This is a genomic window from Volucribacter amazonae, assembly GCF_029783845.1.
GTDB classification, from domain to species: domain Bacteria; phylum Pseudomonadota; class Gammaproteobacteria; order Enterobacterales; family Pasteurellaceae; genus Volucribacter; species Volucribacter amazonae.
Window position 1 is genome coordinate 2,011,023 of sequence record NZ_LWID01000001.1, and the last position, 12,516, is coordinate 2,023,538.

Genomic DNA, 12,516 nt, shown 5'->3' on the forward strand with positions numbered 1-12,516 from the left:
ATACTTTATGCTAAAATCTAGGTTATAGTCATTCTATAGCATTCCATTTTAAAATAATACTGTGTTGGCAGGTTTAAATGAAAATGATCATATAGAGAAAAAGTGCGGTGCGTTTTGCGAGAATTTTATGGGATATATTGTAGGTTTAACCGGCGGGATAGGGAGTGGTAAATCCACCGTTGCTGCCTTATTTAGTCAATTAGGTGTGCCTGTGGTGGACGCTGATATTGTGGCTCGAGAAGTGGTAGAGGTGGGTTCGCCTTTATTAGCCGATATTGTTGATTATTTTGGCGAAGAGATTTTATTAGACAATGGGGCGTTAAATCGTTCTTTATTACGAGAGCGTATTTTTGCGTGTGAACAAGATAAACATTGGTTAAATCAATTATTACACCCCGCTATTCGGCAAGCGATGCTAGCCCAACTTGAGCAACAACAATATCCTTATGTGCTTTGGGTTGTCCCTTTGTTAATTGAAAATAATTTAACGGGATATTGTGATCGCCTGTTGGTGGTGGACGTTGAACCTCAAACTCAGTTACAGCGAGCCAGCCAGCGAGATAATAATGATATGGCATTAATTAAAAATATTATGTCATCGCAAGTCAGTCGTGAAGCGCGTTTAGTACAGGCTGATGATGTGATTTTTAATGAAGCTAATTTGAGTGAAAATTCAGAGAATATGTGGCAACAAGTGCAACAGTTACATCAATTATATTTAACACTTGCAAAACAAAAAGAGGAAAGTAATGCAAAATAATCATGAAACTTTTGAAGTGGCTTGTCCCACTTGTCATAAATCAGTTGCTTGGACGGCGCAAAATATATATCGTCCATTTTGTAGTAAACGCTGTCAAATTATTGATTTAGGAGGGTGGGCAGCAGAGGAAAATGCGATTCCTAGTGATACGGCGGACTTTGCGATGAGTTTAACCGAAGATAATCAAGATTGGACGAAAAAATAATGCAAATTCAACATCAAGATAACCAGCAACAAGGGGAATTTTTTATTTGTGATGAAACAGGGCAGAAAATAGCCTATCTTACCTATCAATATTTGCGATCTGATTGTATTAACGCTGATCGTACTTTTGTTGACGAATGCTTACGAGGGCAAGGGGTGGCACATCAGTTATTTTTGGCGTTAATGGATTTTGTGCAACAAAAGCAATTAACATTGAGAACCAGTTGTGCTTATATTGAACAGAAAGTGCGGTCAAAAATCTAAAAATTTTTAGTTTTGTTGCAATATTTTTTGAGATTGTTAGAATTGCCCATTCCATTATCTTTTATGGATCTGTTCGGTTGAAGGTAGCTGGAGAGCAGGGAGTTTACTCTGCACCGAAGAAGTAAAATCTTTCAGGTGCTTAATTTGTGATTATACAAATAAAGCGAGGACTGTTACTGGACGAACCCTTGGAGAGAGCCAATGTGTTAATCAACACAAAATGGACGCCGAAGGCGCAAAGAATTCGCCAGAATTTTCAAACGCTCAGGCAAAAGGACAGGGGAGGAAAGTTTGGCTGTTTTATTTCTAGCTCAATGGCTTGAGTTTTCATATTTTCTTTTCACAGTATGCTTTTCATCTCCTTGTATAAGTAATATTTACGAGGAACAATATGTCATTACAGACAATATTAACATCAATTAATAATCTAGTATGGGGAGCTCCTTTACTGATTTTATTATCAGGAACAGGGTTATATCTCACTTTTCGTTTAGGATTTATCCAAATTTTTCAATTACCAAGAGCATTAAGCTATCTGTTTAAAAAAGAGCAAGGAAAAGGCGTGAAAGGCGATGTATCTTCTTTTGCGGCACTTTGTACCGCTCTTTCCGCAACCATTGGAACGGGCAACATTGTGGGGGTTGCCACAGCAATTCAAACGGGCGGACCCGGAGCGATGTTTTGGATGTGGCTAGTCGCCTTATTAGGTATGGCAACCAAATATGCGGAATGTTTATTAGCGGTGAAGTATCGAGTGCGTGATAAACAAGGGTTTATGGCTGGTGGACCAATGTATTATATTGAACGGGGACTAGGGCTTAAATGGCTAGCGAAATTATTCGCTATTTTTGGGGTATTAGTCGCCTTTTTTGGGATTGGAACTTTCCCACAAATTAATGCTATTACTTCGGCAATGCAAGATACTTTCAGTGTACCAATTCCTTTTACTGCCGCAGTGATAACAGCTTTGGTTGCATTGATTATTTTAGGTGGCGTGAAACGAATTTCTTCAGTGTCTTCCTATATTGTGCCATTTATGGCGATTTTTTATGTGGCAACTTCCATTATTATTTTATTAATGAACCTAGATAAAGTCCCAGCGGCTTTGTCTTTAATTGTTCGCAGTGCATTTGATCCTACTGCCGCTTTAGGGGGGGCATTGGGTTATACTGTGATGCAAGCTATTCAATCAGGAGTGGCAAGGGGGATATTTTCCAATGAATCAGGTTTAGGGAGTGCCCCTATTGCCGCCGCTGCTGCACAAACGAAAGAACCTGCTCGCCAGGGATTAATTTCTATGACGGGGACGTTTTTAGATACGATTATTGTTTGCTCAATGACAGGGTTAGTGTTGGTTATTACGGGTGTATGGCAATCTCCTGATTTAGCTGGAGCAGTGGTAACCAATTATGCTTTTTCACAAGGACTAGGGAGCAATATTGGGGCAACAATTGTTACACTTGGACTATTATTTTTCGCCTTTACAACAATTTTAGGTTGGTGTTATTACGGCGAACGTTGTTTTGTTTATCTTGTTGGCATAAAAGGCATTAAGATCTATCGTAGTGTTTTTATTATTTTAGTCGGTTGTGGTGCATTTATTCATTTAGATTTAATCTGGATTTTAGCGGATATTGTTAATGGACTTATGGCGTTTCCTAACTTAATTGCGTTGGTAGGGTTGCGTAAAGTGATTATTGAAGAAACGAAAGATTATTTTTATCGTTTGAAATATCATCAATTTGATCAAGATGAACAAATGGAAAATTAATTGCGCTGTAATAAACAATAAGGGCGACAGCGATTGCCCTTGTTGCCTAAATTTTTATTATCCTGCTAACTATAGCATCTTTGTGCAGAAAAAAAAGCAGATTAATATAAATCTTCGAGCCAGATCATATTTTACATATTTTGTTATATTTTTTACTAAATAATACTTGAAAACTCTTGTGCTAGGGATTATGTTGTATCTAACAATTAATAAAAATTGTTGTTCAACTACTAAAAAGAGGTAAATATTATGACTGTTAATATCACAAGTAAACAAATGGATATTACCCCTGCGATTCGTGCTCATATTGAAGAACGTCTTACTAAACTAGAAAAATGGCAAACTCAGTTAATTAATCCTCATTTTATCTTAAATAAGATCCCTAAAGGTTTTGCTGTTGAAGCCTCTATTGGCACGCCGATTGGTGATTTATTTGCCAGTGCTGAAGGCGATGATATGTATAAAGCCATTAATGATGTAGAAGAAAAATTGGAACGACAATTAAATAAATTACAACATAAAGGTGAAGCACGTCGTGCCAATGAACGTTTAAAAGATTCTTTCGTTGAATAATGATTTATTAAGCAAAGATCTTTGCCCGCTTAAGCGGGCATTTTTTTGTCAGTTGGTCGGGGAATTTGAGCTGAGATTTAAAGTGCGGTCAGATTCGGATTAAAATTTATTGATTTGCTCAGTTGATCTTTCTACAATGTGATTATGTCTTTAGTTAATGGAATTGAATATGTCATTGGATCTTACCGAAATTCGCCAACAGATTACACAAATTGATCGCCGTCTATTAGAATTATTATCAGAACGTCATCGGTTAGCTTTTGATGTGGTGCGTAGTAAAGAAATTACTCAAAAACCCTTGCGTGATGAAGAACGTGAACAGCAATTATTGCAAGAGTTGGTGCAGTTTGCACAAAGTCAAAATTATCAACTAGAACCACAATATATCACACAAATTTTTCAAAAAATTATTGAAGATTCGGTATTAACTCAGCAGGTTTACTTACAAAAAAAACTTAATCAGCAACGTGAGCAACATATTCATATTGCTTTCCTAGGCAAGCGTGGTTCTTATTCCCATTTGGCGGCGCGTAACTATGCCACAAGGTATCAAGAAGAACTAATTGAGTTAAGTTGTGAGTCTTTTCAGCAAGTATTTGAGCGAGTGCAACAGGGAGAAGCGGATTATGGTATTTTGCCATTAGAAAATACCACTTCTGGTTCAATTAATGAAGTTTATGATTTATTACAACATACAGATTTATTTATTGTCGGCGAGCTAGCTTATCCGATTAAACATTGTGTGTTAGCCACAACCCAAGCAGAGTTAAGTGAAATTGATACGTTATATAGCCACCCTCAGGTTATCCAACAATGTAGCCAGTTTATCCAAACCTTAGATCGTGTGCATATTAAATATTGCGAGAGCAGCTCCCACGCAATGCAATTAGTGGCAAGTTTAAATAAACCTCATATTGCCGCATTAGGGAATGAAGATGGCGGAAATTTATATGGTTTACAAGTATTAAAAAGTGATATTGCTAATCAGCGAAATAATATTACAAGATTTATTATTGTGGCGAAAAAAGCCTTGGCAGTTTCACCACAAATACCGACAAAAACCTTATTATTAATGACGACTTCACAACAAGCTGGTGCATTGGTGGACGCTTTAATGGTGTTTAAACAACATAAGGTAAAAATGACGAAATTAGAATCTCGCCCCATTTATGGTAAACCTTGGGAAGAAATGTTCTATTTAGAAATTGAAGCCAATACTCATCACCCTGATACGCAAAAAATGTTAGCAGAATTGCAACAATATAGTGCATTCTTAAAAGTGCTAGGGTGCTATCCAAGTGAGATTGTAAGAGCGGTGGATATTTAAGTTTTTTAAGGCTAAGAGAAATTCTTAGCCTTATTTTTAATTACATAACAATATTATAGCCAATGACAGCTAACATAGCCCCTAAAACTGGACCTAATACAGGGATCCAAGCATATGACCAATCTGGTGATGTATTAAGTTTTTTACTGAGTAAAGCTAAGGCGATACGAGGCCCTAAATCACGAGCAGGGTTAATGGCATAGCCTGTTGTGCCACCGAGGCTTAAACCGATTGCCCAGACAAGTAATGCAACAGGTAATGCCCCTATTGAGCCTAATCCAATGGGTGTAACGCCAGTTGTGCCGGGAAGAATAATTTCGCCAGCAGTAATATAGAAAATGACGGAAACTAATACAGTTGTTCCGATAATTTCACAGATTAAATTGCTTGAATAACGCCGAATAGCGGGTTCGGTACAAAAACAAGCACGTTTTGCTCCTGCTTCTTCGGTAATTTGAAAATGATCACGATAAAATAGATAAACAATGAAACCACCTAGTGTTCCACCAACGAATTGAGCTATTACATAGCCAAGTACAAATGCCCAATCAAATGTGCCATTGAGTGCTAGACCTAAGGTTACAGCGGGATTTAAATGTGCACCGCTGTATGGACTTGTTGCCACGACAGCTACATAAACGGCAAAGCCCCAAGCGGCAGTAATCACGATCCAACCAGAATTATGACCTTTAGTTTGTTTTAAGCATACATTAGCAACTACTCCGTTTCCCATTAGTACTAATAGAGCTGTACCTAAAAACTCTGCGATATAAGCGTTCATGTGGTTCTCCAATGTAAAGTAATTTAGTGCAGGATTATGTTGTAAGCATAATCTTAGCGGTAATTTATAATCGTTCTACTTTGAAATAATACTGTGTTGGCACGCTGTATTATTTGTTATTTTAAATAGAAGCAACTATAACTTGTGATGAGTTCGTTAACATTGCAATAAATTATTTTTTGCTTGGAGTAGGAATATGCTGTTTAACATTATTATGTGTAAGTTATAAAAATGCAATGTAGGATCAAAATAAATATTTCACTTTGTGAGCTAGTTCAAATAATCACATAAAAAATAGGGGTATTTTTTGAAGTCTGTCAAAAAATTGAAAAAATCTATTTGTTGTTTTGAGCGATTTTAATTATGTTATATGGGTGATTTGTTCGTTTATGCTCAATAAATATATTGTTTGAGTAATTTGGAGTATTTTATCAACCATACTTTCTTAGGGGGAAGTTTATGACACAGAAAAAGTACATCATTGCTTTAGATCAAGGAACGACTAGCTCACGCGCAGTTTTATTAGATCATGATGCAAATGTTGTAGAAATTGCTCAACGAGAGTTTACTCAAATTTATCCGCAAGCAGGTTGGGTAGAACATAATCCTATGGAAATTTGGGCAAGTCAAAGTTCAACATTAAATGAGGTAGTGGCGAAAGCAGGGATCAGTTCAGATCAAATTGCCGCCATAGGGATAACTAACCAACGAGAAACGACCATTGTATGGGATAAAACAACAGGCAAGCCCGTTTATAATGCGATTGTTTGGCAATGCAGACGCACTTCTGATATTACTGATCAACTTAAAGCCGATGGATATGAAGACTATATTCGTAAAACTACAGGATTAGTGGTTGATCCTTATTTTTCTGGTACAAAAATTAAATGGATATTAGATCATGTGGAGGGAGCTAGAGAAAGGGCGAAAAAAGGCGAATTATTATTTGGAACAGTAGATACTTGGTTGGTTTGGAAATTAACCCAAGGGCGTGTACATGTTACAGATTATACGAATGCTTCCCGTACTATGTTGTTCAATATTCATACTTTGCAATGGGATGAAAAAATGTTAGAAATTTTGGATATTCCAAAACAAATGCTACCTGAAGTCCGTAATTCATCGGAAATTTATGGTAAAACCAATATTGGAGGGAAAGGAGGAGTACGAATTCCGGTGGCAGGTATAGCAGGTGATCAGCAGGCTGCACTTTATGGACATTTATGTGTTAACGCAGGGCAAGCTAAAAATACCTATGGTACAGGTTGCTTTATGTTAATGCATACAGGCGATAAAGCAATTCAATCAGAAAATGGTTTATTGACCACAATTGCTTGTAATGCCAAAGGCGAACCAGCCTATGCGTTAGAAGGCGCTGTATTTATTGGCGGTGCTTCGATCCAGTGGTTACGTGATGAGATGAAAATTGTACATGATAGTTCTGATTCAGAATATTTCGCACAAAAAGTTAAGGATTGTAATGGTATTTATGTGGTACCTGCTTTTGCTGGATTAGGAGCACCATATTGGGATCCTTATGCAAGAGGGGCAATTTTGGGGTTAACAAGAGGTGCTAATCGTAATCATATTGTACGAGCTACATTGGAGTCTATTGCTTATCAAACTCGTGATGTGTTAGAAGCGATGCAATCTGATTCAGGGCAAAAATTGAAGTCATTACGTGTAGATGGTGGTGCAACCGCAAATAATTTTTTAATGCAATTCCAAGCGGATATTTTAGCTACACCAGTTGAGCGCCCTGTTGTTAAGGAAGTTACAGCACTTGGTGCAGCTTATTTAGCAGGTCTTGCCACAGGGTTTTGGCAAAATCTTGATGAGCTGTGTAATAAAGCTGAAATTGAGAAAACCTTTATGCCCGATGGTGATGAGCAAAAACGTGCGAGACGTTATAAAGGTTGGCGAAAAGCGGTAAAACGTTCCTTAGAATGGGCTAAGGAAGATCTAGCTGAACAAGAGTAAATTTCAGTTAAGGCGCTAGGACAAACCAAAATGCCAGCATTTGCTGGCATTTTTTGAACAGTGTTAATATAGTCCTAACATTTTCCACCAAGCAAGTCCAACGGTAAAGAAGATAAGTTGGTTCAATAAGGTAACAATAAAGCCTGTTTTCCACCAAGTGGCTGTACTCACATAGCCTGACCCATAGAGAATAGGCCCTCTGGCATGGGTATACTGTGTTAGTGATGAATAGAGATTGCTAGTAAAGGCAAACATAAAGGCTGCTATGGCGACAGGAATATTTAGCGTAATTGTCACACCAAGGAATACGGTGTAAAGGGCGGCAATTTGAGCATTACCACTAGCAAAAAAGTAGTGGGTGTACATATAAATAGCATTTAAGATTAGCAAGATAACAATCCAATTCATTCCCCCCATAATATGAGAAAGCTCATAGCCTATCACTTGTCCAAACCAGTCGGTAAAACCGAGTTTTTTGAGCTGGCTTGCCATCATTAATAAGGCTGAGAACCAAATTAATGTATCCCAAGCCCCTTTTTCTGCTTTGATCTCTTCCCAAGTTAAGGTACTTGTAAGTAACATAACAGAAAGCCCAATTAATGCAGCAACAGTAGCATCAATATTTAACGAGGAGCCAAATACCCAGAGAATAAGCAGTAATATTACGGTAAATAGCATAACCCATTCGCCATAATTCATTTTACCCATTTCGGCGAGTTGTTGTTTTGCTAATGCAGGGGCTTCTGGTGTGCTTTTTACTTCAGGTTTAGTAAGAAAGTATACTAACAGTGGAACGAGGATTAAAGCAACCAAACAAGGCACAATGGCAATAGCTAACCAACCACCCCAGCTCATTTCTACTCCAGCATCTTTAGCCAGTTTAGCTGCCAGTAAATTACCAGTAAAAGCGGTCATAAAAATGGTTGAAGTGATATCATTGACATTACCAATACAGGTAATTAGGAATGTGCCAAGTTTTCCTCTTGTTTCTTTATCTGGATTGGAGTGATAACTGCTGGCAAGGGAACGAGCGATAGGATAAATCACGCCACCGCAACGAGCAGTATTACTTGGCATGGCAGGCGCTAAAATAAGATCGGCAAGAGCTAAACCATAGGCCAAGCCAAGGGAATGTTTACCAAAAAAACGGATCATTAATAATGCGATACGTTTACCTAATCCCGTTTTAACAAAACCTCTTGCGATTAAAAAGGCACAAACGATTAGCCAAATAAGGCTGCTATTAAATTCACTTAATGCGGTTTTAATTGAAGCGGCGGCGGTACTATCACCACCAGCAGAGGTTAAGGCATAAAGAGTAATACCAATAATACCAATTGCCCCAATAGGAAGCACATTAGCTACAATAGCAAAAATACAGCTGACAAAGATAATTAAGGTATGCCAAGCTGGTTCAGTAAGTCCCTCAGGTGGCTGGATAAAGAACCATACGCAACAGGCAAGGGCGAAAATACCTATCAAGGGGATAAATTTCACTTGATTAGGATATTGAATGTTAGACATTATTCACTCCAATTAAATTAATATATAAAAATAAATATCTTATGAAGTAAATATAGCTTATTTGTTTGAAGAATAATTTGATCTAAACAGGGTTTTTATTTGCCTTTTGATAGCTTTTGATAAACTGTTATTTCTTTACATTACCAGTGTTTTTTATGTGGTCAATTTAAATAAGATGAGGTTGATTTTGAGTTAAAGTGCGGTCAATTTTTTAATTTTTTTCAAAAATATAGATGTATTCCGATTTTTTCCCTTTAAAAACTCCTTGTGTGAAATTTAGCACCATAGACATACTTCTGTTGCCCGTAACCTTGTGAAGCAAGGCAAGTTCAGAAAAATGTATTGTCAGAGGTTAAGTTAAAACATAGAGAAAAGATTTTTCTAGGTATTTTTTGATTACTTTCTTTGTTGTACTATTTTTGTACTGTCTTCGACATACTGCTTTGTTTTATTGTAAATGGAAATGACTATAGAAATGGGAAAATGTTAGTAAAAAATGATGCAAAAACACACCGCACTTTGAGGCGGGCGAGATATAGTCGCCCCACTTTAGAATAATAACAGTGCTGGCACGCCTATGATTTGCGTCTTTCAACATTAGGGTTAAATTAAAGAAAGAAGATTAGAGTGGATAAAAGATACAATGAGGGTTACGCATTATGCGTAACCACTTATGAAAACGTAAAGCACTATTCGCTTTCTTGTTGTAAAGCGTTAAGTTTTGCTAAACCATGATCGCAACTTTTTGTTTGAGTTGCTAATTCCATTTCTAAAATTTGCTTTTTACTTTGGTTTAGACGGTTTTTCATTTTATGAATTTGAGTGTGAGTACCGGGTTGTTTTTCTGCATCAGCAATTAATTCTTCCGCTTTTTGAAAAAGTTGTTGGCATTGCTGAGGAATCGTTGTTACTTCTTTACTTAATGAAAGGAGGTTGTTTGTGCTTTCATTTGCAAGTACGGAAAAACTGGCTAATGCACCTGTAAAAATAATGAAACTTGAGAGGATTTTTTTTATCATTTTTTATTCCGTTAAGTTTGGAGATTAATAAACTGAAACCAATTTGCTGTTTGATAGAGCCATTCTATTTTGAAATAATATGGTGTTGATTTTCTCCGTCTTGTTTCAATAGGGAATGGCGATAAAATAAGTATTTATAACAACAGCGAAAACCCACAAAAAATAACAAAATTTATAGATTATGTCTATATGTTAAATAGATTTTTTCTACATAATTTTGTTATTTTATGTGATTATTTGTGGATTTGTGAGGTAGTTCACATTTAACGTTGACCAAAAATCGCAGTGCCGATTCTTACCATCGTTGAGCCACATTTAATCGCACTTTCCATATCCGCAGACATTCCCATTGAGAGAGTATCAATTTGTTGATTAGGGCATTGTTGTTGTAATTGTTGGAATAGCGTTTGCATTTGGTTAAATACGCTGATTTGTTCCGTTTGATCAGTGGTATTTTCTGGTATCGCCATAATGCCCCGTAAACGTAAGTGCGGTAGTTTTTCAATATGTTTTGCTAATGCCATTAATTCATTAGGTTGGATACCTGATTTACTTTGTTCATCACTGATATTAATTTGAATTAATACATTGAGTGGCGGTAAATGGCTTGGACGTTGTGCATTAAGACGATCGGCAATTTTGTTTCTTGATAGGGTTTGTATCCAATCAAAATGTTCTGCAACTAATTTGGTTTTGTTGGATTGTAATGGACCAATAAAATGCCATTCAAGTTTGATGCCTTGTTGTTGGCAATATTGGATTTTTTCTACCCCTTCTTGTACATAGTTTTCGCCAAAAGCATGTTGTCCACTTTGATAAGCGGTTAAAATGGCTTGTACGGGTTTGGTTTTGCTGACGGCTAAAAGTGTTACGGCATTTGGTTGTCTATTAGCTTGTTGGCAATATGTAGCGATATTGTGTTGAATTTGGCTAAGGTTTTGCTGAATTATGTTATTCATAGTTGGCTTAAATTATTCTCTTTAAAAAGGCTAGTGTCTGACTAGCCTTCTTGGATGTTAGATTTCATTATGTTCTGTTGCGACAAAACGTTCTATACGTCCGCCTAATGCACGCAGTTTTTCTTCAATATGTTCATAACCTCGATCGATATGATAAATACGATCGACGAGCGTTTCGCCACTGGCAATACAACCTGCCAAGACTAAGCTAGCGGAAGCACGTAAATCCGTTGCCATGACTTCTGCTCCTGATAGGCGTTGTACCCCATGACAAATGGCTGTATTTCCCTCGATTTCTGCTTTAGCACCCATACGAATAAGCTCAGGAATGTGCATAAAGCGATTTTCAAAAATGGTTTCGGTAATAATGCTGGTTCCTTCTGCAACCATATTTAACAGAGTAAATTGTGCTTGCATATCTGTTGGAAAACCCGGATAAGGGGCAGTACGGATATTTACCGCTTTAGGGCGATAGCCGAGCATATCTAGGGTAATGCTGTCTTCTTCAATATCAATTTGTGCCCCAGCTTCTTTCAGTTTATCAATGACCGCATCAAGGGTATCTGCTTTAGTGCCTTTGCAGGTTACTCGCCCTCCTGAAATGGCAGCAGCGACTAAAAATGTACCTGTTTCAATACGATCAGGTACAATATGATGTTCACAACCGCCTAAACGTTCAACGCCTTCAATAGTAATCATATCAGAGCCAGCACCAGAAATTTTTGCCCCTAGTTTATTTAAGAATAAAGCGGTATCGGTAATTTCAGGTTCGCGCGCCGCATTTTCAATAATGGTTGTACCTTTGGCTAAGGTTGCGGCGATCATAATGGATAAGGTTGCCCCTACACTCACTTTTTCCATAACGATACGCGTTCCTTTTAAACGCCCTTGTACAAAGGCTTTGACATAGCCATCTTCTAATTGAATGGTTGCACCTAATTTTTCTAAGCCACTAATATGTAAATCTACCGGTCTTGCCCCAATAGAGCAACCACCGGGTAGCGATACTTGACCTTGATTAAAACGTGCGACTAAAGGGGCTAATGCCCAAATAGAGGCTCGCATGGTCTTTACCAATTCATAAGGGGCAACGAAATGATCGATATTAGCACTATTGAGATGTACTCGCCCTTGTTCATCACGTTCAGCAATAACCCCTAATTGACGTAAAATTTTTAAGGTGGTATCAATATCCTTTAAATGAGGCACATTGGATAAGATAACAGGTTCTTCAGCAAGAATTGCCGCAAATAAAATGGGTAATGCGGCATTTTTTGCTCCAGAAATATTAATAGTCCCCTTTAAACAAGTTGGCCCTTGTACGCGAAATTTTTCCATAACGATGATCCTACTT

The 12,516-nt window shown here is 37.4% G+C and carries 12 protein-coding genes and 1 riboswitch; of the genes, 7 read left to right on the forward strand and 5 right to left on the reverse strand.

The window, feature by feature from the left end; translation table 11 throughout:
- The first annotated feature begins 127 nt into the window (after nucleotides 1-127).
- The 6 genes from coaE to A6A20_RS09660 all read left to right on the forward strand — a co-directional run bounded on the left by coaE (nucleotide 128) and on the right by A6A20_RS09660 (nucleotide 4,899).
- A complete protein-coding gene (gene coaE / locus A6A20_RS09635) occupies nucleotides 128-760 on the forward strand; it encodes a dephospho-CoA kinase (RefSeq protein ID WP_279573222.1) in 633 nt (210 codons plus the stop codon).
- On the forward strand, nucleotides 750-965 hold the full coding sequence (gene yacG / locus A6A20_RS09640) for a DNA gyrase inhibitor YacG (RefSeq protein ID WP_279573223.1): 216 nt from the start codon (nucleotides 750-752) through the stop codon (nucleotides 963-965). The genes coaE and yacG overlap by 11 nt, the downstream gene beginning before the upstream one ends.
- Nucleotides 965-1,228 (forward strand): GNAT family N-acetyltransferase, encoded by a 264-nt coding sequence (locus tag A6A20_RS09645; protein WP_279573224.1) that lies wholly within the window; start codon nucleotides 965-967, stop codon nucleotides 1,226-1,228. Before yacG ends, A6A20_RS09645 begins: the two co-directional genes overlap by 1 nt.
- Before the next feature lie 178 nt (nucleotides 1,229-1,406).
- Nucleotides 1,407-1,518, forward strand: a riboswitch (glycine riboswitch).
- Nucleotides 1,519-1,619: 101 nt separating this feature from the next.
- Nucleotides 1,620-2,999: an alanine/glycine:cation symporter family protein gene (locus A6A20_RS09650; protein WP_279573225.1), complete on the forward strand. Its 1,380-nt coding sequence runs from the start codon at nucleotides 1,620-1,622 to the stop codon at nucleotides 2,997-2,999.
- A 249-nt stretch (nucleotides 3,000-3,248) separates the two neighbouring features.
- On the forward strand, nucleotides 3,249-3,572 hold the full coding sequence (gene raiA / locus A6A20_RS09655) for a ribosome-associated translation inhibitor RaiA (protein WP_279573226.1): 324 nt from the start codon (nucleotides 3,249-3,251) through the stop codon (nucleotides 3,570-3,572).
- 169 nt (nucleotides 3,573-3,741) lie between these two features.
- On the forward strand, nucleotides 3,742-4,899 hold the full coding sequence (locus A6A20_RS09660) for a chorismate mutase (protein ID WP_279573227.1): 1,158 nt from the start codon (nucleotides 3,742-3,744) through the stop codon (nucleotides 4,897-4,899).
- Nucleotides 4,900-4,939: 40 nt separating this feature from the next.
- On the opposite strand, the gene A6A20_RS09665 is transcribed toward A6A20_RS09660, so the two are convergent.
- On the reverse strand, nucleotides 4,940-5,680 hold the full coding sequence (locus A6A20_RS09665) for an MIP/aquaporin family protein (RefSeq protein WP_279573228.1): 741 nt from the start codon (nucleotides 5,678-5,680) through the stop codon (nucleotides 4,940-4,942).
- Nucleotides 5,681-6,139: 459 nt separating this feature from the next.
- Here A6A20_RS09665 and glpK point away from each other — a divergent pair, with 459 nt between their 5' ends.
- A complete protein-coding gene (glpK, locus tag A6A20_RS09670; protein ID WP_279573229.1) occupies nucleotides 6,140-7,660 on the forward strand; it encodes a glycerol kinase GlpK in 1,521 nt (506 codons plus the stop codon).
- A 63-nt stretch (nucleotides 7,661-7,723) separates the two neighbouring features.
- Here the strand turns inward: glpK and A6A20_RS09675 are convergent, their stop codons facing one another.
- The 4 genes from A6A20_RS09675 to murA all read right to left on the reverse strand — a co-directional run bounded on the left by A6A20_RS09675 (nucleotide 7,724) and on the right by murA (nucleotide 12,500).
- Complete coding sequence (locus A6A20_RS09675) at nucleotides 7,724-9,184, reverse strand: DASS family sodium-coupled anion symporter (RefSeq protein WP_279573230.1); 1,461 nt, start codon at nucleotides 9,182-9,184, stop codon at nucleotides 7,724-7,726.
- Between the two features lie 689 nt (nucleotides 9,185-9,873).
- Nucleotides 9,874-10,203, reverse strand: a complete 330-nt coding sequence (locus A6A20_RS09680) for a DUF5339 domain-containing protein (RefSeq protein WP_279573231.1) — start codon at nucleotides 10,201-10,203, stop codon at nucleotides 9,874-9,876.
- Nucleotides 10,204-10,466: 263 nt separating this feature from the next.
- The gene (locus A6A20_RS09685) at nucleotides 10,467-11,162 is read right to left on the reverse strand and encodes a YggS family pyridoxal phosphate-dependent enzyme (protein ID WP_279573232.1); all 696 of its coding nucleotides are present in this window, start codon (nucleotides 11,160-11,162) and stop codon (nucleotides 10,467-10,469) included.
- A gap of 57 nt (nucleotides 11,163-11,219) precedes the next feature.
- Complete coding sequence (murA, locus tag A6A20_RS09690) at nucleotides 11,220-12,500, reverse strand: UDP-N-acetylglucosamine 1-carboxyvinyltransferase (RefSeq protein ID WP_279573233.1); 1,281 nt, start codon at nucleotides 12,498-12,500, stop codon at nucleotides 11,220-11,222.
- Between the last annotated feature and the right edge of the window lie 16 nt (nucleotides 12,501-12,516).

What these genes read in the sequence shown, in the direction of transcription:
- A6A20_RS09645 (WP_279573224.1), top strand. Translation starts at nt 965, where the DNA reads ATGCAAATTCAACATCAAGATAACCAGCAACAAGGGGAATTTTTTATT.
- glpK (WP_279573229.1), top strand. Translation starts at nt 6,140, where the DNA reads ATGACACAGAAAAAGTACATCATTGCTTTAGATCAAGGAACGACTAGC.
- A6A20_RS09665 (WP_279573228.1), bottom strand. Translation starts at nt 5,680, where the DNA reads ATGAACGCTTATATCGCAGAGTTTTTAGGTACAGCTCTATTAGTACTA.
- A6A20_RS09685 (WP_279573232.1), bottom strand. Translation starts at nt 11,162, where the DNA reads ATGAATAACATAATTCAGCAAAACCTTAGCCAAATTCAACACAATATC.
- A6A20_RS09660 (WP_279573227.1), top strand. Translation starts at nt 3,742, where the DNA reads ATGTCATTGGATCTTACCGAAATTCGCCAACAGATTACACAAATTGAT.
- murA (WP_279573233.1), bottom strand. Translation starts at nt 12,500, where the DNA reads ATGGAAAAATTTCGCGTACAAGGGCCAACTTGTTTAAAGGGGACTATT.
- A6A20_RS09650 (WP_279573225.1), top strand. Translation starts at nt 1,620, where the DNA reads ATGTCATTACAGACAATATTAACATCAATTAATAATCTAGTATGGGGA.
- A6A20_RS09675 (WP_279573230.1), bottom strand. Translation starts at nt 9,184, where the DNA reads ATGTCTAACATTCAATATCCTAATCAAGTGAAATTTATCCCCTTGATA.
- raiA (WP_279573226.1), top strand. Translation starts at nt 3,249, where the DNA reads ATGACTGTTAATATCACAAGTAAACAAATGGATATTACCCCTGCGATT.
- A6A20_RS09680 (WP_279573231.1), bottom strand. Translation starts at nt 10,203, where the DNA reads ATGATAAAAAAAATCCTCTCAAGTTTCATTATTTTTACAGGTGCATTA.
- coaE (WP_279573222.1), top strand. Translation starts at nt 128, where the DNA reads ATGGGATATATTGTAGGTTTAACCGGCGGGATAGGGAGTGGTAAATCC.
- yacG (WP_279573223.1), top strand. Translation starts at nt 750, where the DNA reads ATGCAAAATAATCATGAAACTTTTGAAGTGGCTTGTCCCACTTGTCAT.